Below are 22,538 nucleotides of genomic sequence, written 5' to 3'. Positions count from 1 at the left end.
TCGATAACCATCAACTTTCTTTCGATCACATTGTATATAATTAAAATGTAATAAAATTAGGAAAATTTCATAATATGGGATGCAAATAAAATATTTTAACATTATCAAGTTGATTGGCTTTACTCTGTCACAATCCATAACATATAAAAAAGGAAAATCTATAGTCATTAGATTTTCCTTTTTTACCTCATTATTTTGTTAACGCTTACATTAAATTTCAATATATCCCAATTCCTTTGAAATATCCTTAGCAGTACTCATAATACTTTGAATCATTACTTGATGTTGGTTTCCTTGCATATAAGCAATTGGACCAACCATATTAAGTGCCGCAACGGTTTGTCCCGAATAAGATTTAATTGGTGCAGCGATTCCATAAATGCCAAATTCATTTTCATTATTGCTAGTTGCGTACCCCTTTTTACGAATATCATCGATCTCGCTTTTCAACTGTTCAATAGAGGTAATCGTATTAGGCCCTCGTTGCATTAATTTATGTGTTAGAGTTGTTTGAAGTAAGTTTGGCTTACATGATAGCAAGGCTTTGCCTGTACTAAAACAATACGTAGGCTTCCTTTCTCCAACATAAGTCGGAACCTCAATTGCATGACGTGATGCCATTTTCAAAACAAAGACGAAATTCCCTCTCTCATCTAACATCCCAATATGTGCTACTCCATTAAAATTTTTAACTAATTCCCCAACCAACGGATTAGCCTCATTGTATATATCCTGTTGATACATCACACTACTGCTCCATTCAAGCAGTTTCCAGCCTAACCTGTACTTGTTTCGACTATCCTTTATTAAAATTCCTTCCTTATAGAGCGTGCTTACTAAATGATGTACAGTACTTGGACTCATATTAAGCTTCGCTGCTATTTCCGAATTTCCTAATGATGGTTCATCATTTGTAAAACAATCGAGAATTTTGCAAACCTTAAGAACTGATCCAATCATACTTTTCCCCTTCCCCACCATATAGCTTATCTACCTTTTCGCCTTTAACTCTAAGAGATTACGATTTGGTTAGACTCATTACTCATACTGAGAAATCTATTATTTCATGCTGAGTTTCATAGAGGTCTTGTATCATTTAAATTGGCTGTTCACTACTCTTTAAGAAAAGAAATTATTTTCCATCAACCTCCCGGATATATTGTTAGAATATTCAAAACTAAATATATGCTACTTGAAAAAACGGTACATTGTCAATTATTTCGAATGAATGGTTCCGTCTTTTTACGATCCAATTCTGCTTTTGTCGTACCACCTACCCCCCAATGAGTATCAGGGATTTCATTTACCAAGACCCTTACCTGCTCAGCATTTACTGATAGATTTTTAACCGTTGCCAGTGTTATGTCTTCTATCAGACTATTTATTTTGTCCTTACTTCTTCCCTTGATTATTTGAACTTGTATGATGGGCATTTTACTAACTCCTTACACTTTTTTAAGAATATTAATTTACCACCATTAACAAAATAGGAAAGGCTGTCTTCGTTTTTTTTTGCTCTTGTAAAAGCCCTTCTGCCTGTTTTTACACGCATTTCTAATGAAAATTGCCGCTCTTTTCCCGTGAATTGAAAGGTATAAGCTATATGAATTGGTATTTTCTACCTCCATGGTATTCAATCTCTCTCTTTGGTTACCATGCCACCGCATTTTTGTCCTTCACGGTAATTAAACACTCTCTTTAGTTACCGTTCACACGTAATTTCCTCCTTCACGGTAATCAAACACTCCCTTTAATTACCGTACATACGCAATTTCAACCTTCACGGTAATCAATCGCTCTCTTGTTATCGCTTATTGATTCGAACTTTACACTTAAATAGCAACAATGTTTGAGAAATGATCCATCAAAAAAAGCAGATAATTTTTTCGTTCTTCTTCAGCTCCATGCACAATTGCCCACTCTAACTGTAATAATTATTTATTGCTCATACATTATTCTTTTTTCATATTATGAAAATCTAGTAGTATTTTTCACTAAAAAAAATAACTGTCTTCACCATTCAAATCGATAGTCAAAACAGTTGAGATATATTTTTCCATAAAGTTTATATATACCTACATTTGTTCATTAGAATCATTAGAAGGTATAAATAAAATTACTATAGAAGCAACTAACGCGATTACTGCAAACAAATAAAAATTGAATTGTAATCCTACATTCATAGCCATGATGATCCCAACAATGATTGGTCCAGCAACTGCACCTAATCTACCAATTGCTGATGATACCCCAATTGCTGTTGCACGGTTGTGTGATTGATATTTTTTCATTACATAGCTTGCAAGAACAAAGGTTGTACCTGTCGTTCCAAACCCTGCTATAGCAATGAGTGTGTACATTATCACTATATTAAACTTTATACTGAGTAATGCAATGCTTAAAGCTGCTAACAAATATGTGAAGCTAATTACTTTTTTAGGTCGAATTCTATCCGCTGCAGCTCCGGCAATAATTCCACCAATGATAGCTGCAAGGTTAAAACATAGCAGGAACATCAGACTAGAGTTCATCGGATATCCGGCTTGCTGCATAATTTTTGGAAGCCATGTATTCATCCCATAAATTAATAAGAATGCCATAATATAAATGAAACTGAATAATACTGTTGAAAGAAAATATTGTGTTGAAAAAATACTTAAGAAACCATTTGAAGCACTTTTATCTTCCTTATTAATTGATTCATCGAATAAATGATATTTCTCAATCAAATTCTTTGCTTTAGTGATTTGATTCGTTGCCTGTAAAAACTTTATAGATTCCGGTAAATATTTCAAAATAAACGGCACGAGAACAATGGGTATCGCACCTAACCAAAATAAAAATCTCCAGCCAAAACGATCAATAAAAAGCATCCCTGAAAGTGATGCCGCTACACCCCCAAAAGCAAAACCTGTGTACATTAAAACATATACTAATGAACGATATTTTGGCGGGGAATATTCAGTAGTTAAAGCAGAAGCCGCTGGAACAATTCCACCTATCCCTAATCCTGCTATAAACCGATAGATAGCAAAAATTTCTGGAGAATTAGCCATAGCTGTCAAAATCATCATAATCGACAATATGACAAAAGAGATAATTAATATTAGTTTTCTTCCAAATCTATCAGAAAGTACACCACCTACTGAAGATCCAATAAACATCCCTAATAATGCATAGCTTCCCATAGCCCCAGCCTGTGTAGAGGTTAACTCCCATTGACTTATATCCATCAATTTTGGCAAAACGACGCCATAAACTACTAAATCATAACCTTCAATAAAAATAGCCAACCAGCAAATACAAATAACTAAAATCATTAGTTTACTTAAAGATTTATTATTAGATAAAACTTTTGGGTCCTGATTTTCTTCGATATGACATACATTTTCCGGGTTAATGCTCATTTTAGCCCCTCCATTTACTTTGTAATTGTCAAATTTTCCATCTTGGCTAATGCATGAATTTGTCTTTTCGAGAAATTCCCACTCCAAGCTATTCTTACATATTGGTTTAGAAAGCTAACTATCTCAGGATAAAGAGTATTATTGGGATAATTATTTACACCTCCTCCTTCAATGCCAGGTAATAGATTGAACCAAAAATGACCTTTATCATCTATTTCCGAAATCTTAACCTCTACATTTGCTTCTTTTAATTTTTCGTAAAATCGTAGGGATTGTTTAGGGTTTACGACTCTATCTTGCCCACCCCATATTAAATAAAAGCTTGTATCAAAAGTTGGACTTTTCACTGCATCTTCAATGTAATGAATTGGAGACGCCTCTTTGAAAGCCCTCTCATTTTTATCAAATGATAACCCAAGGAATAATTCAAACATATTGTTTTCACGCTCGATTACTGGATTCACGCATTCCTCTACTAAATCATAAACACCATATACACCGATGACTGAACGTATTTGATAACTAAATGGTTGGTATTTTAAAGCAAAGAAAGCGGCTATATAGGCACCAGCTGAATCTCCAATTAGACCAATTTTCTCCACATCTATTTTTCTTTCATTAGCATGAAAAACTAACCAATTCATAGCCTGCTCCATATCTTCTAGTATTCCTGGATATGTGGGGTAGTTAGGTGTTGCTAGCCTATAGTTAATAGCCATGACAAAATAACCTTCTTGAGCAAGCATACTCCCCCACTCCATATACATTTCTTTTGAGCCAGTTTTAAAAGCCCCACCGTGAATTAATACCAAAATAGGTAAATCTTCTTCACTTGATGATGGCCTATAAAGATCGGCCGTTAAATATTCCGTTTCTGTCTTACCGTATACTATATTCTTCTCTACAGACACTTGTTGTACCATCACCAAAATACCTCCAATTTGTTTTTGAAAAGCAAAAAAACCATAACTGTATAGAACCGCCAACTTTCAAACGGTTTCTATAACAGCTATGGTTTATCTTTCTTTTTAAAGACCACCCATTGCTTAAAATATATAAGATATACAGGAGCAACTGTATACATTAATAACTATATCTAACAATTAAAATATTGTAAATACTTTTCTAAAAATTCACTCTTTACTTCTTGCAGCCTTCCTTATAACATAAAATGATCAAAGGTGTCTATCCAATAGCAATATAGCTGAAGCCGAATCTTTTTCCAGATTCCAAGATTCATAATTCTCGAGGATTTTGCACCCGAGAAATTCTTCAAATTTAGCCATTCGATGTTCTTTATCCATTTCTAAAAATACTCTTCGTGCTTCCACCACTACTCTTTGTCCCTCAGGACTTTGTATTAGCTTTTTTTCTCTTTCTGTTAAAATTCCACGGATAATATAAACAATTGTATCTCCCATAAATCTTACTTCAGTAGTTTTCGGACCTTTCCCACCATTGCTTTTTATATAGTGATTGACAAAGTTTAAGAATTCCAGTTCAAATGCCTTTGAAATTTTACTCTTCATGCTTAAAACACATCCTTTTTTTCTTTCATATGATGCTGCACATACAGTAGAAGCCTTGAAGTCAACTAAACTTCAATATAGCCCAATTCTTTAGAGATTAATTGTGCGGTATTCATCACGCTCTTAATGATTGTGTTTCGTTTATCTCCTTGCATATATGCAGCAGGACCGACTAAATTAACTGCTGCGATAATTTCCTTGGAATATGAAAGAACGGGTGCTGCAATCCCATACATTCCATCAGAATTTTCATGATTGCTAATAGAATAGCCATTCTTCCTGATCATCTTCAATTCTTCTTTTAATCGATTAATATCTGTAATTGTATTCGGGGCCTCGTATGTTAATCCCCTATCAATCGTTTCTTGTAGATAGGTTGAATTATAAGCTAATAAGACCTTTCCTGAACTAGTAGCATATGCTGGTTTCCTTGAACCTACATAAGTATGAATGGGTGTAGAATCCTGAGAAGAAACCCTTAGTACAAAAACCACAGTTCCTTTATCAAACATAGCAATATGGGCAATCCCTTTAAATCTATGTATCAATTCCTTTACCAATGGCATCGCTTTATCATAAACATCTTGCTGGAACATTACATGATTATTCCACTCCAACAATCTCCATCCAAGCCGATACTTTTTTCGGTTATCTCTCATTAACACGCCTTCTTCACAGAGTGTACTGACTATGTGATGGGTAGTACTAACATTCATTCCAAGTCTTTCAGCAATCTCTCCGAGCCCTAATGCAGGGTTTTCATTTGAAAAACAACTTATGATTTGACATGCTTTCTTTACGGCTCCGATCACATTAGCCTCCTCCTATGTTCCAATTAAGGATAACGCTTACATTTTTCTTATAAAAATAGTTTCTAAATAAATAGTTTAAGTTTATTATAATGGAGGAATTAAAATATGAACAATTTGAAAATTTCATAATATGAAAAATTTAAAGATCTATTTATTTTGGTTTTTTATATAATGAAAAACTATACTTTATTCTCACAAAAAAACAGACAATATCAAATATTGTCTGTTTCCATTCTTACATATAGTGAATATTATGTTTATTTTCCTCTAAAACTTTTTTATTAAATTCATCTCCACCATCAACATTGGCACTATGGAAGACAGGTGGGGTAATCCCAGCCTTAATCAAATTATCTACTGTAGCAATAACGATTGCATTCACAATAAGTGCTCCAATTGCTGTTGAGGTTGGTCCAATTTTTTGATCCATTCCTTCAAGTAGCATAGATGAGTCTTCAAAGTCACCACAATTGTCTATAACAATATCCACTACTTCATACAAATTTTTTCTGCTACTATGGCGAGAAGAAACCTTCGAAGAATACGTCATATTAGTTAGTCCAATAGTGGTTAATCCCCTTTCCTTGGCTGCTAAGGCAATATCAACAGAAACAGAGTTTCGACCCGAAACGGAGTGAATGAGAATCGTATCTCCGGCTTTGGCAGCAGTAGATTGAAAGATTTCTTTTCCAAACCCATTTAACCGCTCCATTTGTGATGTTAATGTGACTGGACGCGTATTTAACATTAAAGTTGGATTTAAGATTGGATTAATTACTGCTAAACCACCCGTACGATAAAATAATTCCTCTGCAATAATCCCCGCATGAGAAGCACCAAATACATGTATTGTGTTCCCGTTTTTAATAGATTCTGAGAAGGAATTAGCTGCTTCTATGATACGATCATACTGTGTGTCCAAAACACGCTTCGAGATTGTCTCAACATGTTGAAAATATTGTTTAATGTAATCTGTCACTTCATTCACCTTCAATTAAAATAATTTTCCAATAGCTCCTGCAATAATTGACCATAGGGATAAGTCATTTCCTCCAAATACTAGAATCCATTCGGATACAGTATTTTGTAGGAATGGAACTGAAAATCCTACTAATAGGATCATTAGTACACCAGCTACTGCTGATCCAATGATTGCACCTCTTAATCCTCCGGTACCATTTCCGATAACTGCCGCTGTTCCAATTTCGAAAAAGCATGTAATCGTTAGCGGTACAATCGCAAAAGGAAATAAGCCAGTGCCACCAATAATAAATAAAGTAATCGTTGAAGTAACCATTGATACTAAAAATCCAATAATCACTGCATTAGGTGCAAATGGGAAAATAATTGGACAGTCTAATGCAGGCACTGCATTTGGAATAATTTTATCTGAAATCCCTTTAAATGCTGGGATAATTTCGGATAGCATCATACGAACACCTTGTAAAAGAATTGTTAAGCCCGCTCCAAATAAAACACCCTGCAATAATGAGAATGTTACTAAGCTTTTATCTCCAAAAATTTTATCTACTTGATCTCCACCGATTAATAAGCCAACAATCATGTATACAATAAACATGACAAGTGAAGATGTAATCGTAATTTCACGCAAAAACTCAATTTGCTTAGGAAACTTGATATCCTCTGTTGATTTTTCCTTATTCCCAAATACTTTCCCGAGCAATCCAGAAACAATAGATAATCCGATAGTTGGATGACCAAGTGTAAATGAATCTCCGCCTGTTACTTTTCGAACAAAAGGTTTGATCAATGCTGGAGCAATAATAAAGTATAATGCTGCAAAGATCGTTGCAAAAATGACAATTCCTGCACCCTTTAAACCACTTTCAACCGCGATTGCAGTAAAAATAAACGGGAACCAAAATAGCATATGTCCAGTTAAAAAGACATTCTTTAATGGTGTAAATCGAGCGACGATAATATTAATTAAAAATGCAAGTAACATGGAAAGCCCAATTTGACTACCGTACGTACTAAGAAACTTATCTGCTCCAATTGGATGTAACGTTTTATCCGCTGGAATTTGATACAGAGCATTAAAGGAATCAGATAATGGTGTAATCGAGCTAATAAGAATATTGGTTCCTTGTGTTAGAATGACCACACCAATAACTGTCTTTAAGGTTCCACTAATAATATCTGAGAAATTTTTTCTTTGTATAATCAATCCAAGAGCAGCGATTATTCCTAAGAATAATGCTGGCTCACGTAAAATTTGGTTTACTATAAAATCGATAATTTGCATACCCCATTTTCCTCTCTGTCAGAATTATGAAAGCAGACTTTGAATAACAGGTAAGCCTTTTTCTTTAATTTCATTTTTATCAATAAAGTTTTTCACCATCACTACTGGAACACTAGCAGTTTGACTAAGCTTTTCCCCTAATTCATTGGATGTAAAAATAACATCACATGGAGTAGATGCTGCTGAACCAACATCAGATGTCGAAACCTTTGCTGTAATACCTTCTTCTTTTAAAATTTCATCTACTTTCATTTTAAGAACCATTGATGAACCAACACCAAAGCCACAAACTGTAATAATATTTAAATTTTTCATTTTCATTTCTCTCCTTTAGTTGATTGATTTAATAGTTGATAGATTTCCTCGTTGCTTTTACTTTCATTTAATCCTTTGAGAACATTTGGGTTATCTAGCAAACTAGCAAGACTAGTTAATTGCTCAAGATGCCCGCCATCTTCTGTAGCACAGAAAGCAAATACAATATTTACAGGATCATTGTGCTCGCTGCCAAAAGGAACTGGGCTTTCTAATGTAATCAAACTAATATCATTCTTTTTAACACTCTCACTTGGCCTTGCATGGGCAAATGCAATATGTGGTGCAATCACAATATATGGTCCCATTTCATGTATCGCTTGAACCATCATATCGATATAGTCCGTATCTACACTTCCATTTTCAAAAAGGAGCTGTCCAGCTCTTCTTATTGCATCTTCCCAATCTGTTGCTTTTTGTTGTACTTGAATATTTTCGATCTGAATTAATTGCGACATATACGTTCATCACCTTGCTGCTTTATTGTTTAAATTTAATATTTGTTGAATACTAGTTGAATTTTTCACCATTTCCAAGTTATCTTGCTTCTCAAGAATTTGAACCAAATGAATAAATAAGTCTGATTCGGACTTAGTTGAACAGATAACGATGATCACCTGTACCATTACTTTTCCTGAATCTCCAAATGGAATCGGATGATCAAGCACTAATAAGCTTGCACCATCTTTAATCACACCATCCTTCGATGAGGCATGTACAATGGCGACACCTGGAATAAAGACCATATATGGACCTAACTCCTCAACCGCTCGAATCATTGCATTCACATATTGATTCGTAATAAAATCATTCTCTAGTAAAGGTTTGCCAGCCATTTTAATTGAATCTCTCCATGTACCCGATTCTTCTTGTAATTGAATATAATCTGCTGGTATAAGATTTCCTAACTTATAATAATCGTTTAATGGCTGTTCCTTCTGAATGAGCTCATTCATTTGCCTTTGATAGGTTTTCTTAAAGATTAAGCCCTTCAAATTCATTAGTTCTTCCGGCTCAAGAAGTGGATTGACAATGACAACCTCAAGATCCTGTAGTGTTAATGGTACCGTCGATATAATAAAATCGATTGGTTGATCCATGAATTGATCAATATGGCTCACACTGATAGGACCGAAAACCTTTAATTCAGGAAGCATGACCTTCAATCTAGTAGTTAATAAGGAAGAAGTCGCTAAGCCGGAACCACATACAACAAGGGCTGTAGGCATATATCCGGAAAAGGAATGTCTTTCATAACTAGCACCTAGATGCATGGCAATATAGGCAATCTCATCCTCAGGTAATTGGAGTTGATAAAGATCCTCAATTTTCTGTAACGCCTTACGAGTGATTTCATAAATAAATCTATATTTATATTTCACTTGCTCTGTAAGTGGGTTTTCAATACGTTGGTTATTTGCTAATCGATGCAATGCAACCTGCAAATGAACGACTAGCCCATTGATAAACTCTAAATCTTGTTTAAAATTTATCCCTAATCGCTTTTCTACTTCTTTGGCAAATAAATAAGTAATTTGATAAGCATCTTCCTGTTTATTAAATGGATCAATGCTTCCCGGAAATGTTGACACCTTTGCTCCTTTCAATTGGTTGTATAAATAAAAGATTTCATCATCTTCAAGATTGGTATAGAAGATGGAAGTATACATGTTTTGTATATCCTCATACACTTGTGTTTTGATAAAATCTTTCTTTTCAACAAAGGGAAATTCCACAAATTGGTTCATTTTTATCCGGTTGAATTGATAACAAAGAACTAACTTCAATTCATCTAGGGAATCATCACTAAATTGAACAGCCTGTTCCTCTTCAAATTTTTTTATAAATGTATTTGCACGCTGAAGTAACTCGTGATTAAATTGTTGAAAAAAATATTGCACCGAAATGGCAGACGATACAATCGCATCATTAAAAATGGAAGTAAATGCGTTCCGAATATCTCTTTCATTGCCTACAGGTGAAATTCCCTTTGAAGGCTTTCTTTCGATTTTAATTCCACATTTACCCAATTCTGCTTCGACCTTCTCCATATTCTGAAACACTTTGTTTTTACTGGTATTCAATTGGTCTCCAAGACTATCAAGAGTTGTATTCTGTTCCAGAAGAATCTTTATACAGAGCATATATATAAATTCCTTAGGGGCTACAACATAGTGATTTAACTGCATAAGATCATTTTTTAAAATTGCGGCTTGCTGAGCAGTAATGTCAAGGAAGATTCCTTTTCTTGGCTCCCTTAACAGGGATATCTCACTCTCCTTCAGAAAGCTTTGAATATAATCCAAATCATACCGAATCGTCCTATCACTCACCTCAAACGCTTCTGACAACTGCCTAATCTTCACATAATCTTTCTGAAACAATAACCTATTGAGTATACTCATCTGCCTATTCGTTAAGGAAATCACATGATCACATCCCTTACTATCTATAGTGTAACCCCTTTCAGGCCATTAATTAATAACTAAGTATTTCCGGGAATGTGGCAAAAAGGGGAAGAAGCATGGGGAAGCAGGGGGACGGTTCTTCCGCTTTCTTTTACGCTTTAAATATCAAACTAGGGGAAACTCCCAAGAGCAGGGGGACGGTTCTTCCGCTTTCTTTTACGCTTTAAATATCAAACTAGGAGAAACTCCCAAAATTCGCGCGGCTTGTCGTTGGGATATCCCATCAATTTCCTTCACCTGTCTAAGTATCTTATTTCTTTTTTCCCTTGGAAGACTTTTAACCTGCGCTAATTCAATCCCACCAAGTTGCCTCTTAATCTCTTGCCTTGCTTCATTATCTGATAATCGCCTTTGATTTATTTGTTCTTCTAAGCATTCATCATTATTTTTCCTTTCATTAAATTCTTTAAATCTCTCTTGTGCAATTGACAAATCTGACGAAAATAAACTTAATAGATCATCAGAATCCAGCAACATCCTCGGATAAACTGTTTTTCCATAGTAGCCGAGACAGCTGCTCCACTTCCATAAATCAACTTGCTGAACCATTCCCGCTTTAACTGGGTTTTGATGAATATATCGAATTACGGTGAGTAAATATCTCATACTTTCTACATTTTCACTACGGAACCTATCTTGAAAAAGATGCCCAGTTGTCTCGTATTTCCTGTTATAATACGAAACAAAGCTCACGCCTATCCGCTTCATTGTTATCGAAATATCCTCATTCCCTTCTTTCAAAAGGAGATGCACATGATTATTCATCAAGCACCAAGCATACACAGTTAACTCAGCTTTCTCTTTATATCTATTAATCGTATCTAAGAATGTTATACAGTCCTCATCATCGTGAAATATTTCCTGCTTGTTTACTCCCCTAAGCATAATATGATATATTCCACTTCTACTTTTCACTCTAGCACCGCGAGGCAAGTTTATCACCACAGCTTAAATGGACCTTCATATTTATTCATCAGACCACCGTTTCTATTAAATTTTTCTTTTGGATGTATTTAGGGTAGGTAAAAATCAGTTTAGGTAGGATACATTAATAGTCAGGATAAGGTACAAACTAGAAGATTTTTTTGGTAGGTTAGTATTTTTAGAACATAGGTATTATTTAGAGGTGTTAAAAGGAACTATAAAATTTTTTGCGGAAGTACTATGAGGTTTATGGCGAAGAGATTATTAAACCTATTATATATGAAATGATTGAAAAACCAATCCCTTTATTGATAAAAGCAGTAAAAACACAGTCTTTTTATAAATTTAACCTTAACCGCATTATTAATTATGAACTATGCATTTGGAGTGTCTCGAACCGCCTTGTTGTCCTCGCATAAGGATAACAAGTGAATCGCACAATTTGCCTTCCATTCATATTTACCTCGATTGTATAACTTAAAGAAATGAAGTTGCTAGGACAAGCATCTATCAAACAATATATGAAAAAAGAAGCAGGAGAACCGTCCCCTGCTTCTTCTTTACTCAATATCCGCTACTTTAACGAGTTGTTTTCCGAGATTTGCGCCTGTAAACAGGTCAAGGAATGCGTCGATTATATGGTCGAATCCTTCGGTTATGGTTTCTTCATATTTAAGTTTTCCTTCGTTTAACCATGTGGCAAGCGCGGCGCCGCCTTCTTTAAATCGATCAGAGTAATCTCCAAGTGTAAATCCTTTCATTAGGGCACTTGTTTTAATTAGTGCAGTTTGAACGCGAGGTCCCATATCAGCTTCCACTTTATTATAGGAAGAAATTGCCCCACAAACCGGAATACGTGCAAATTTATTAAGAAGTGGGAACACAGCATCAGAAATAGAGCCACCAACATTATCAAAGTACACATCGATTCCATTCGGACATGCCTTTTCTAACGCACTAGGAACATCTTCTTTTTTATAGTTAATGACTGCATCAAATCCAAGCTCATTTAAAAGATAGCGGCATTTTTCTTCTGTGCCGGCAATCCCTACGACACGAGCCCCTTTAATTTTCGCAATTTGTCCAACGGCCGATCCCACTGCACCAGCGGCTCCGGATACAACAACAGTTTCTCCTTCTTTTGGTTGACCAATATCAAGCAGACCAAAATACGCCGTTAATCCTGTCATTCCGATAATACTTAGATGAGCTGATACAGGAGCTAGTGTCGGATCAATTTTCCGAATCTCTCTCTCATTTGCAATTGAATATTCCTGCCAGCCGAGATTGCCAATTATTACATCGCCTTTAGAAAAATGCTCCGATTTCGATTCTACAACCTGGCCAATTACTCCACTTGTAATAACCTCATTTAATTGAAATGGAGGAATATACGATTTAACATCCTGCATCCTTCCACGTAAATACGGATCAACCGAAATATATACGGTACGTACCAACACTTCACCAGCTGATGGTGCTCCAATTGGTGCCTCAATAAAAGCAAAATCCTCCATCGAAGGCGTTCCAACAGGACGTCTTGCAAGCTTAATTTGTTTTTGCATTTGACTCATTTATTACTCCTCCAATCACGTAAGCATGGGGACGGTTCTCATGCTTCGTTTTTGTTCATTAAATACAGAATATCTCAACCCACGATTACGAAATAAAGTAGGTTTCTCTGAATAGTCATTCACACATTAAAATAATATCATACATAAGAACTGTAGTCATAAATTAGGGCCTACACGTTCAGGTACATCCTTCACTCATGTAAAAAAAAAGCAGATCGGGTGCTTCATCCGATTTACTAGCCCTGGAAATTACAGTGAAATCTTATAATTTTTTCTTCAACTTAGCGTCTCTTTAATCGATCGATTACTATAAATTTACACAATTAACCAACCGGGTGCAAATCTCTCTCAAATAACATAAAAAAAGAAGCAGGAGAACCGTCCCCTAGCTTCCGTATTCCAAAAGCAATAAGTCTAAGAAAATGTTGAATGGAGCACGAGAGCACATGTCTATTTCTCCGTGGTAATAGTTTTTGATTGGTGTGTAGAAGACAAAATCGGATAGTTCTGATAGGCGGTTGTGCTTTGTTCCAACGAGTGAGAGTATGGGCGTTCCTTGTTTTTTGACTAGATGGGCATATTCGAGGATATTCAAGGTTTCACCGCTATTAGATACAAAAATAGCCAGATCGTCTTTTGTTAAATTCAATGCCGCGTACCTTAAGTCATCCCAGTCCGTCCGTGCCATACTTCGTTTTCCTAACATGATTAACTTTTTCGATGCATCCAAGCAGACGGAATAAGAATGGCCGACTCCGAACCATTCAATCTGCTTTGCACGTTTAATCATACTATTAGCTTGTTTAAGAAGATTTTCATCTATTCTTTTTAACGCTTCATGCATATCCTGTTCATATCTCCTGATGTGAGCAGAAAGAGATGCAGAAGGTTCGTGATGTTTTGAATCGCCCACATCATGTCGATACAATTTCAATTGGAGTTTAAAATCTTGAAAGCCTTGATACCCCAATTTCTTGCATGTTCGACTAATCGTTGCTGTCGACACATACATCTCCTTCGCTGCATCCTCCAATTTGAGGGAATCAATTTTTTCTGGATAGCGAATAAAGAAATTTAGGACTTGCTTTTCCAGTTGACTCAATTTATCTCGTTGCTGTACTAACTGCTTCATAAAGGACTGCATACTCATCACCTTTACATGATTAAGAAACACTATGCTCTATTTCATCAAGGGTTGGAAAGGGATAAAGATCGTACCGAACGCTTTAAACGTTCTAAGCCTTCCACTAATTTTGTTTGAGGACATCCTACATTCATCCTTAAAAAGACCCCTCTATTCTCTCCATACACTTCCCCTGACATAATCCCGACTTTTCCTTCATTTATAAGTGCTTGCTGAAGATCGTTTGATGTTATGCGTAAATTTGAACAATCAATCCAGGCTAAATAAGTAGATTCTGGGATAGTAAAATGTAGATCTAGTAATTCTTCATCTATAAATTTTTTGACTATTTTCATATTATTATACAAATATGAACAAAGCTCATCAACCCAATAGCCTGATTGTCGATATCCTTCTATAATAGCAATCTCTCCAAAAATACTAGCATTGGAAACCCCATCTCTATATTTCAGTAACTGTAAAAATTGTTCCCTTATTGTTTCATTTGGAATAATGGAATAGGAGCCGCCTAAACCAGGTGTGTTAAACGTTTTACTAGCCGATGAACAAATAAAGATATTGTCCAAATTACTTGCTACACTTGTAATCGGAATATAGTTTTGATTACGATAAGTAATATCCATATGAATATCATCCGAAATAATCATCACATGATGCTTCTCACAAAGCTCAACAATATCCTTTAACTCTTGCCTCGTCCATAATCTCCCTGTTGGATTATGAGGGTTACATAGTAGTAATACTTTTGCTTTTTTATGAGTTAGCTTTTGTTCCAAATCAAAAAAATCCAATTCGTATCTACCATTAGTATACATAAGAGGATTGGCGATGAGCTTGCGATTTAAACCTCTTATCAGTGGAAAGAAGGCATCATATGCTGGGGTTTGCAAAATAATATGATCGTCCTCTGAAGTAACCAATTCAATGATTCTAGCAATTGAATAAATCACACTCGGAGCATAGGCGATCCAATCAGTTTCTACTGTAGACGAAAAGCGCGTTCTATACCAATTAGTAATCGAAAATTTGAAATCATGATGATTCCATCTAGTGTATCCGAATACTCCATGGTTCATCCGTTCCTTTAGAGCTGCTAATATTTCAGGGGAACTTTGAAAATCCATATCGGAAATCGAGAAAGGTAATAGATCATTTACACCAAATCGATCCTGGATATAATCCCATTGAGTACAGTATGTTCCCTTTCTATTAATACGTTGATCAAAATAGTTAGACATATTATCCCTCATTTGTTTCTAGTAGTATCTTTTGTAAACAGAAAAAAGAAAGGATGAGATATGCTCATCCACTTATTTTATATCCCTTAGATTCAATGAGATGATCCATTTCCAGGCGTACATGATTAACATGTGTTCCAATCACGACTTGAATATTATGATCGTCTAATTTTATTACACCTAATGCACCATTCTTTTTAAGCGCTGTCTCATCGACTTTCTCCAGACTATCAACCACTAAACGAAGTCTCGTAATACAATTATCTAGGGATTGAATATTTTCTGGACCACCTAAAGCATCTAATAATTTTGCTGCTTGACTATTATCGGAATTGGAATTTGCTTCACTAGTAGCTGAGTCTGAACTTTCTTGTTCTTCCTCTATTTCTCGTCCTGGTGTTTTTAGATTAAACTTGATAATTGCATATCGAAAAACAGAATAATAAATCGCAAACCAAATGACCCCAATAACTAAAACTAAATACCATTTCGTATATGTCCCTTGTAAAACACCAAATATTAGAAAATCTAAGATTCCGCCATCCGTATTTCCTATTTTTGTACCGAGAAGGGCCATAACCATAAATCCGAGGCCAGTTAATATCACGTGAATTCCATATAAAGCTGGTGCAAGGAACAAGAATAGAAACTCAATGGGTTCGGTTATTCCTGTCACGAATGTCGCAATGACTCCCGATATAAGGAGACCTTTAATCTTTTTACGATTTTTCGGTTTTGCTGTATGATAGATTGCTAATGCAACTGCAGGCAAACCAAACATAAAAGTAGGCATCTTCCCTTGAGAAAGGAAAGCTGTTGCCGAAGCACTAATTGGTGAGCCATTTTTCAATTCAGCATAGAAAATATTAAGAGCACCCGAAACAGTATCACCATTAATAACCGCTGTTCCTCCAGCCTCAGTAAAACGGATCATTGCCACCAATATATGATGAAGTCCAAATGGAAGCAGTAATCGTTCCCCTGCACCAAATAGGAATGGGCCAAATACGCCAGCTCCCTTTATCGCGGAACCTATACCATTAATAATCATTGTGAAAAACGGCCAAATCATAGGTATAATAATACCTACAATCGATAATGTAATTGCGGTAATAATAGGTACAAATCTAGCACCACCAAAGAAAGCAAACGCTTGTGGTAGCTTAATATTATAAAAACGCTGATGAAGGAAATAAACAATAAGACCAGCAATAATACCACCTAATACTCCCATCTCAAGGCTTTGGATCCCAAGAACCATCCCCTGACCTTCCTGTCTCATCACATCTGCATTGGCAATTCTATCCGTTTCCACCAAATAGAAATTAATCGATAAATGCATAATGACATACCCAATTAGACCAGAAAATGCAGCTACTCCTTTTTCATAACGAGCTAGTCCCAATGGAATCGCCATCGCAAAAAGCAGTGGTAAGTATGTAAACGCGAATCCCCCAACCATCGAAATAAACCGTAAAAACACTTGAATAACTTTATGATCTAAAAATGGAAGATTTTCAATTGTCGTCGGACTAGTAAATGAACTCCCAATCCCAAGCAACAACCCCATAAAAGCAAGAAGGGCAACAGGCAACATAAACGTCTTACCAAGCCCCTGAAAAAACTCCCACCCCTTAGAAGATGACCGAGCCTTTGTCTTCATCCCATAACCTCCATACTATGATTTTAACTACACATTACTCCGTTGTCCGAAAGTTAGCAACCGCTTTCATATTGTTTGTATATGAGTACATTTTTTGTATGGGGGTACAAAAAAGAAGCAGAGGGACGGTTCCTTTGCTTCTTGTAATATTATCACTATGTATGTACATACTAACTATGAAGTTTGTAATCTTTATTCGACAGATTGTGCATTTTAAATTCTCTCTGTGTCTTTTAATATTTGAAGGTTAGGTCTGCATGAAATACTAAATATCTTTCCAATTTGATATTTAAATTTTCAACTCGCAGGAATATGGGGTGAATTTCACCTAATTCATTAAGGTAGAATAATTTAATAAAGGAGTTACAAACATCTATTAAACTGTATTTAAAAATAGAAGCAGAAGAACCGTCCCCTTGCTTCCGCAAAACAAAAAAAGAAGCAAAGGAACCGTCCCCTTGCTTCTTTTTAAAAGATAAAATTAGTTATTAACAACGATGTTAGCAGGTACAAATAATTTGTTACCAGCAGCATCTGTAATATCAAGAGTATCAGTTAAAGCTTTTAGTGAGATTCCTTTAGATAATTTTTCAGAATCAACGCTATTAACTTTTACTTTTACAGTAGTAGAAGGTGTAGTTCCAATAGCTGCATCAATCTTTTCAGCAACTGCTTGAGATTTTCCACCAACTAATACTTCAAAGTCAAGACCAGTAGTATCAGTAACAGCTTCAGAGAAAGTTAAAGTAATTTCATCATTAGCTGATAAGGTAGCTTTAGTCACTGTAGGTGCAATATTTTCTTTAAGTTCTACAGTGCTATTGTAAGCATCCATAACTTTAGTAGAACCTAAAGCTTTTACACCAGAAATAGTGATGTTACGTACACCAGTGAAGTTATTTGAACCTTCTTTTAAGTTAAGAACTGCGATTTGATTACCGTCTTTATCAACAGGTAATACAGTTACATTTTCAACGATAGCACCGTCAATTTTATAGTTAGCTGCAGTACTTGCAGTTGCACCATCAACAGCTTTATCAAAAGTTACTTCTACTTTATTGTTATCAGTAGCTTTTTGTTCTACTTTAGTTACTTTAACAATATCAGTATTAGAAACTACGCCATCTTTTCCACGAGTTAATGTTGCTTTAGCAGAATCAGCCGCAACACCAAATGTGCTCTTAACTCCAGAGAAAGTTAAGTCAAGTTTATAAGATGCACCTTCAACATCATTAGTACCTAAGAAAGAAGCTAATGCAACACGTACAACTTTCTTATTATCTTCGTTTTTATAAGATAAATCTGAAGCAGCTAGGCTAACTGATGTAGTAATATAATCTTTTACTTGTGTACCAGTTGCAGTAACCTTTGCAGAGTCTAATTCAACATCTTTGTCAAATGTAAGCTCTAAATATTCTTTATTGTCTTTTGAATCTACAACTACATTACTTGATGTAACTTTTGGAGCTACTGTATCTTTTGTGAAAGTTACTACTTTACTAACATCTGTACCTTTTTCTCCACTTAAATCAGTAAAAGAGCTGATTGCAATTGTAATTGCATCATTAAGTACATCAGTAGAAGTCACATTGTATACAGTTGCATCAGTAGAATCCTTCTCAACTTTAGCTGCTGCAGTTCCACCAATTGTAACTGTTGGTGCTGTAGTTAATTCTTCAGAAAATTTCACAGCAAATGTTTTTGCACCAGTTTGAGTAATTGAAGATACTGTTGGAGCAACTCCATCAGCTGCACCTTTAGTGAAAGATACTGTAGCTGGGTTTGGAGTAATTAAGTTACCAGCTTGGTCTTGTGCACCAATAAATGTTGCAACAATTTCCTTATTTTCTTTTACAGCATCAGTCATTGTGAAGATTACTTCATTAGCACCTGCTGCAATTGTTCCAGAAACTCCTGTTACATCTGAACCATCAGCATATTTAAATGTAACTTTATCAAATGCTTTCATTGGCTCTGAGAATTTTACTTTTACTTGAGAAGCAGAGATTCTTTCAGTTCCTAAAATAGTAGGAGCAGTTTTGTCAGCTTCAATAGTAATCATTTTGCTATATTTAGCAACTGCTTTATCGTCTTTTGTTTTTACATTATCAACTACAACGTCATAACGCTTTGAAAGAACGTTTGTAGCAGTAACTGTAAGAGTTTTTCCATCTGCACTTAAAGAACCTGTTAAAGTTCCAGCGTCTACTTTATCTAATGAAGTGAAAGAAATGACACCTGCTTTAAATGCACCTTTCACACCATCTACAAATAATGTTTTAGCATCTACAGCTTTGTTGAATTTTACTTCAACTTGTGTAGCGTTGATAGAGCTCACACTAGTAACTTCAGGATCAACAGCTTTAACTACAACTTTAACAGAAGCAGTAAGATCTGTATCAGCTACATCACCAGTTAGAGTATATTCGCCTGGCTTGTTAAGGTCTAAGCCTTTTTTGTCCCATTCTACAGCTTTTTGAGCTTTTTCGCCGTTAGAAAGTTTTACTTCTACTTCTTTAGGAAGGTTTACAGTTTCTGCTCCTTCGTTTACTTCGATATTGTTGATTGCACTTACGCTTTCAACTGTTGGAGCAGCTTCGCCTTTAGCTACGCGGAAAAGGAATACTGCTACATCAGCACGTTTTACGTTTGATGCAGAACCGAATTGGCCTTTAGCGATACCGTTTGCGTATCCGTTAGCTTCTAAAGTTTTGATTGCGTCAGCAGCCCAAGCGCCACCTGCATTAAGGTCTTTGAATTGAGATTCGAAACCTTCTTTAGCTTGTAAGTCATAAGCTCTTACAACAATTGATGCCATTTCAGCACGAGTTAGTGGTGCGTTAGGACGGAATGTTCCGTTGCCGTCACCTTTCATGATTCCTGCTTTTGCAACAGCTGCTAAGTAACCACCAGTGTTAGCCCAGTGACCCTTTGCATCACTATAGTTAGCTGAACCAGCATTTTCAGTGTCAAGTCCTAATTGAACTGCAATGATTTTTGCAACTTCTGCACGTGTTACTTGATTATTTGGACGGAAAGTACCATCTTCGTAACCTTTAATGACACCTGCTTCTGCTAAAGCGTTAACAGCTTCTGCATAGTAAGAACCTTCTTTAACATCAGTTAAGTTTTTTTCTGCTGCATGTGTTGCAACTGGAACTACTGCTGAAGCAACTACTGCTGCTGTTGCAGCACCTGCTAAAAATTTATTGTAAGACTTTGGTTGGTAAGACATATACCAAATTCCTCCCTTATGATAATTCTATGATAGCGACTAACTCTGCTAGACTCTTAATCTATTATGTATGATGACTATAAATCCAGCCTGTTAGTAGACCAGGCAAGTTATTGGAACAACTTGACCTTGTAGACATATATTACATTTTTATTTTACTGGTGTCACTGGCACATTATGTTATGACCCCCTTGTTTTTCCTATATTGCATGTTCCTTCTATAAAAATTATTTCCGTTTTAAAGTAGAGATGTCATTAAATAGTAGATAGAATAAGCGTTTCCATCAAAGCAACATGTATAATCTTCATAGATTTACTCCATAAATTGGCAGTTTTATAGTTTGAATGTTACGTTTTTCACAAATGCATCATTTCTGTCACAAATTCGAAAAAAATAATGATATTTTCCTATGATTTTGCCATTTGTACTCTTGGCAAAAGCAAAACTAGACCTTTATACCCTGAATTGATATTCATTTTCTACTATCATTAAAATCCATCTAGTTACTATGACTTAATTATCGGATTGTATATGTGCCAATAGTTTGATAAATAATGAAAATGTCAGTATTTATGGGAATTTGTCGATTATGGGCTTTTCGGGTATCTTATATTGGGGATGATTGTACTATATCCTTTTACCAAAATAGAGAGAGAAATGGGGGATTAGTAGGACAAATGGAAAGGATCTTAGAAACACGCCAAGAGCGGGTAACAAAGAGCAGAAAAGTGAAAGCGCATCAACGGAATTCAAAGTTAATGGGGGCAACATTGGCCATGTCATTAACAGCCGTGTCATTATTGAGTCAGCCAAAGGATGCAAAGGCTTGTGATTGCGTTGATTATTACACGATTAAAGAAGGGGATACCTTATATTCATTAGCAAAACAATATAAGGTCACTGCTGAGCAGCTTAGGCAAAAAAATGGTCTAACAACCGATTCATTAAAGGTTGGCCAACAAATTATTGTCCCTTTTAAAGACGTGAATGGAAATTTCCCGCATGTAGAATTAGAAGAAGAGAACAAAACTGAAGCTGCTACTACTGACAAAACGACCAAAAAGGTATACACCGTCAAGTCAGGGGATAGTCTTTGGAACCTATCAAAAACATTTGGCGTTTCAGTAGAAAAGCTAATGAAAGACAATCAACTAAAGAACGCAACATTATTCCCTGGACAAAAGCTTAATATTTTACAGCCAACAGCAGTCAGCCAGAGTGATAACCTAACTTATACTGTTACGACTGGCGATAGTCTTTGGAAAATTGCACAAAAATATAAGACAACGATTGAGAAAATTATCTCAGATAATAAACTAGCATCTGATTTAGTCATACCTGGCCAAAAGCTTACAATAAAAATAGAGAAAAAAAAGCCAGGCACAGAGCCTGGCAACACAAATGATCAGAGAAATAATAATTTCTCTACTACTTATATCGTCAAAAATGGCGATACTTTATGGAATTTAGCAAAAAAATATAATATTTCTTTAGAAAAGTTAAAAAAAGACAATAAATTAGACTCAGATTACTTACTTGTAGGTCAAAAATTAATCGTTCCAACCAATCATATTAGCTCTCTACCATCACCGTTGGTGACCTATAAGGTTCAACCTGGGGATACTATTTACAGTTTAGCGAAACGCTTTAATATGAATGTGAAGCAAATAATGGAGCTAAATAAACTAAAAGATGCCTATGTTCTAATAGGGCAAGATTTATTCATTAGTGCAGAGAATGTCGAGCAATTTTCCGGAAAGATCATCGGAGCAAATGATTCTTCCTCTATTGAAGTATTGATTAATGGTCAATATATTGATCTAGAAGTAACCTATGGAACAGCTCAAAAATATCAACAATGGAATAATAAAAATGCCTTTATCACTTATAAAAAAGGTTCAAAAACAAAACGCCCTGCACTTATTCATATAGATCTTAATTAATATCAGGACACCGGACCGG

General features: G+C 35.5%; 18 protein-coding genes. 1 reads left to right on the top strand and 17 read right to left on the bottom strand.

All coding sequences use genetic code 11. The features are described from left to right. Positions 1-210: 210 nt before the first annotated feature. From NST63_RS04870 to NST63_RS04790, 17 genes are all read right to left on the bottom strand, one after another. Positions 211-960, bottom strand: coding sequence for an IclR family transcriptional regulator (locus NST63_RS04870; RefSeq protein WP_078109812.1), 750 nt, complete (start codon positions 958-960; stop codon positions 211-213). A 251-nt stretch (positions 961-1,211) separates the two neighbouring features. Beyond that, positions 1,212-1,433: a 4-oxalocrotonate tautomerase gene (locus NST63_RS04865; RefSeq protein WP_078109808.1), complete on the bottom strand. Its 222-nt coding sequence runs from the start codon at positions 1,431-1,433 to the stop codon at positions 1,212-1,214. Between the two features lie 642 nt (positions 1,434-2,075). Continuing rightward, positions 2,076-3,407: an MFS transporter gene (locus tag NST63_RS04860; protein ID WP_180211990.1), complete on the bottom strand. Its 1,332-nt coding sequence runs from the start codon at positions 3,405-3,407 to the stop codon at positions 2,076-2,078. A gap of 14 nt (positions 3,408-3,421) precedes the next feature. Further along, positions 3,422-4,330 carry an alpha/beta hydrolase gene (locus NST63_RS04855; RefSeq protein WP_078110351.1) on the bottom strand — a complete coding sequence of 303 codons (909 nt, stop codon included), beginning with the start codon at positions 4,328-4,330 and terminating at the stop codon, positions 3,422-3,424. Positions 4,331-4,582: 252 nt separating this feature from the next. Continuing rightward, a complete protein-coding gene (locus NST63_RS04850) occupies positions 4,583-4,936 on the bottom strand; it encodes a Na-translocating system protein MpsC family protein (protein WP_078110352.1) in 354 nt (117 codons plus the stop codon). A gap of 65 nt (positions 4,937-5,001) precedes the next feature. Continuing rightward, positions 5,002-5,748 (bottom strand): IclR family transcriptional regulator domain-containing protein, encoded by a 747-nt coding sequence (locus tag NST63_RS04845; protein ID WP_180211989.1) that lies wholly within the window; start codon positions 5,746-5,748, stop codon positions 5,002-5,004. Between the two features lie 235 nt (positions 5,749-5,983). Then, entirely contained in the window at positions 5,984-6,727 is a 744-nt protein-coding gene (locus NST63_RS04840) for a sugar isomerase domain-containing protein (RefSeq protein WP_218958309.1), read from the bottom strand. Between the two features lie 15 nt (positions 6,728-6,742). After that, positions 6,743-8,014 (bottom strand): PTS ascorbate transporter subunit IIC, encoded by a 1,272-nt coding sequence (locus tag NST63_RS04835; RefSeq protein WP_071975231.1) that lies wholly within the window; start codon positions 8,012-8,014, stop codon positions 6,743-6,745. Between the two features lie 24 nt (positions 8,015-8,038). After that, positions 8,039-8,329, bottom strand: coding sequence for a PTS sugar transporter subunit IIB (locus NST63_RS04830; protein ID WP_071975232.1), 291 nt, complete (start codon positions 8,327-8,329; stop codon positions 8,039-8,041). A 2-nt stretch (positions 8,330-8,331) separates the two neighbouring features. Next, on the bottom strand, positions 8,332-8,787 hold the full coding sequence (locus NST63_RS04825) for a PTS sugar transporter subunit IIA (RefSeq protein WP_078110355.1): 456 nt from the start codon (positions 8,785-8,787) through the stop codon (positions 8,332-8,334). Between the two features lie 9 nt (positions 8,788-8,796). Then, positions 8,797-10,734 carry a BglG family transcription antiterminator gene (locus NST63_RS04820; RefSeq protein ID WP_251344854.1) on the bottom strand — a complete coding sequence of 646 codons (1,938 nt, stop codon included), beginning with the start codon at positions 10,732-10,734 and terminating at the stop codon, positions 8,797-8,799. A 219-nt stretch (positions 10,735-10,953) separates the two neighbouring features. Further along, positions 10,954-11,739: an REP-associated tyrosine transposase gene (locus NST63_RS04815; RefSeq protein ID WP_313902926.1), complete on the bottom strand. Its 786-nt coding sequence runs from the start codon at positions 11,737-11,739 to the stop codon at positions 10,954-10,956. A gap of 542 nt (positions 11,740-12,281) precedes the next feature. Continuing rightward, positions 12,282-13,295 (bottom strand): NADP-dependent oxidoreductase, encoded by a 1,014-nt coding sequence (locus NST63_RS04810; RefSeq protein ID WP_058004901.1) that lies wholly within the window; start codon positions 13,293-13,295, stop codon positions 12,282-12,284. 385 nt (positions 13,296-13,680) lie between these two features. Beyond that, the gene (locus NST63_RS04805; RefSeq protein WP_083498437.1) at positions 13,681-14,469 is read right to left on the bottom strand and encodes an SIS domain-containing protein; all 789 of its coding nucleotides are present in this window, start codon (positions 14,467-14,469) and stop codon (positions 13,681-13,683) included. Between the two features lie 14 nt (positions 14,470-14,483). Next, positions 14,484-15,677 carry a MalY/PatB family protein gene (locus NST63_RS04800; protein WP_341041421.1) on the bottom strand — a complete coding sequence of 398 codons (1,194 nt, stop codon included), beginning with the start codon at positions 15,675-15,677 and terminating at the stop codon, positions 14,484-14,486. Between the two features lie 64 nt (positions 15,678-15,741). Next, positions 15,742-17,340 carry a maltose/glucose-specific PTS transporter subunit IIBC gene (gene malX / locus NST63_RS04795; RefSeq protein WP_180211986.1) on the bottom strand — a complete coding sequence of 533 codons (1,599 nt, stop codon included), beginning with the start codon at positions 17,338-17,340 and terminating at the stop codon, positions 15,742-15,744. 481 nt (positions 17,341-17,821) lie between these two features. Then, complete coding sequence (locus NST63_RS04790) at positions 17,822-20,575, bottom strand: S-layer homology domain-containing protein (protein WP_341041419.1); 2,754 nt, start codon at positions 20,573-20,575, stop codon at positions 17,822-17,824. Between the two features lie 678 nt (positions 20,576-21,253). Between NST63_RS04790 and NST63_RS04785 the strand changes: the two genes are divergently transcribed. Continuing rightward, complete coding sequence (locus NST63_RS04785; RefSeq protein WP_341041418.1) at positions 21,254-22,519, top strand: LysM peptidoglycan-binding domain-containing protein; 1,266 nt, start codon at positions 21,254-21,256, stop codon at positions 22,517-22,519. Positions 22,520-22,538 lie beyond the last annotated feature (19 nt).

The organism is Heyndrickxia sp. FSL W8-0496 (assembly GCF_038007825.1).
GTDB lineage: Bacteria > Bacillota > Bacilli > Bacillales > Bacillaceae_C > Heyndrickxia > Heyndrickxia oleronia.
Note: the sequence above shows the minus strand (reverse complement) of the source record. Positions and strands in the feature narration are given on the sequence as shown.

What these genes read in the sequence shown, in the direction of transcription:
- NST63_RS04810 (WP_058004901.1), bottom strand. Translation starts at nt 13,295, where the DNA reads ATGAGTCAAATGCAAAAACAAATTAAGCTTGCAAGACGTCCTGTTGGA.
- NST63_RS04790 (WP_341041419.1), bottom strand. Translation starts at nt 20,575, where the DNA reads ATGTCTTACCAACCAAAGTCTTACAATAAATTTTTAGCAGGTGCTGCA.
- NST63_RS04800 (WP_341041421.1), bottom strand. Translation starts at nt 15,677, where the DNA reads ATGTCTAACTATTTTGATCAACGTATTAATAGAAAGGGAACATACTGT.
- NST63_RS04860 (WP_180211990.1), bottom strand. Translation starts at nt 3,407, where the DNA reads ATGAGCATTAACCCGGAAAATGTATGTCATATCGAAGAAAATCAGGAC.
- NST63_RS04870 (WP_078109812.1), bottom strand. Translation starts at nt 960, where the DNA reads ATGATTGGATCAGTTCTTAAGGTTTGCAAAATTCTCGATTGTTTTACA.
- NST63_RS04850 (WP_078110352.1), bottom strand. Translation starts at nt 4,936, where the DNA reads ATGAAGAGTAAAATTTCAAAGGCATTTGAACTGGAATTCTTAAACTTT.
- NST63_RS04825 (WP_078110355.1), bottom strand. Translation starts at nt 8,787, where the DNA reads ATGTCGCAATTAATTCAGATCGAAAATATTCAAGTACAACAAAAAGCA.
- NST63_RS04785 (WP_341041418.1), top strand. Translation starts at nt 21,254, where the DNA reads ATGGAAAGGATCTTAGAAACACGCCAAGAGCGGGTAACAAAGAGCAGA.
- malX (WP_180211986.1), bottom strand. Translation starts at nt 17,340, where the DNA reads ATGAAGACAAAGGCTCGGTCATCTTCTAAGGGGTGGGAGTTTTTTCAG.
- NST63_RS04865 (WP_078109808.1), bottom strand. Translation starts at nt 1,433, where the DNA reads ATGCCCATCATACAAGTTCAAATAATCAAGGGAAGAAGTAAGGACAAA.
- NST63_RS04835 (WP_071975231.1), bottom strand. Translation starts at nt 8,014, where the DNA reads ATGCAAATTATCGATTTTATAGTAAACCAAATTTTACGTGAGCCAGCA.
- NST63_RS04830 (WP_071975232.1), bottom strand. Translation starts at nt 8,329, where the DNA reads ATGAAAAATTTAAATATTATTACAGTTTGTGGCTTTGGTGTTGGTTCA.
- NST63_RS04855 (WP_078110351.1), bottom strand. Translation starts at nt 4,330, where the DNA reads ATGGTACAACAAGTGTCTGTAGAGAAGAATATAGTATACGGTAAGACA.
- NST63_RS04820 (WP_251344854.1), bottom strand. Translation starts at nt 10,734, where the DNA reads ATGAGTATACTCAATAGGTTATTGTTTCAGAAAGATTATGTGAAGATT.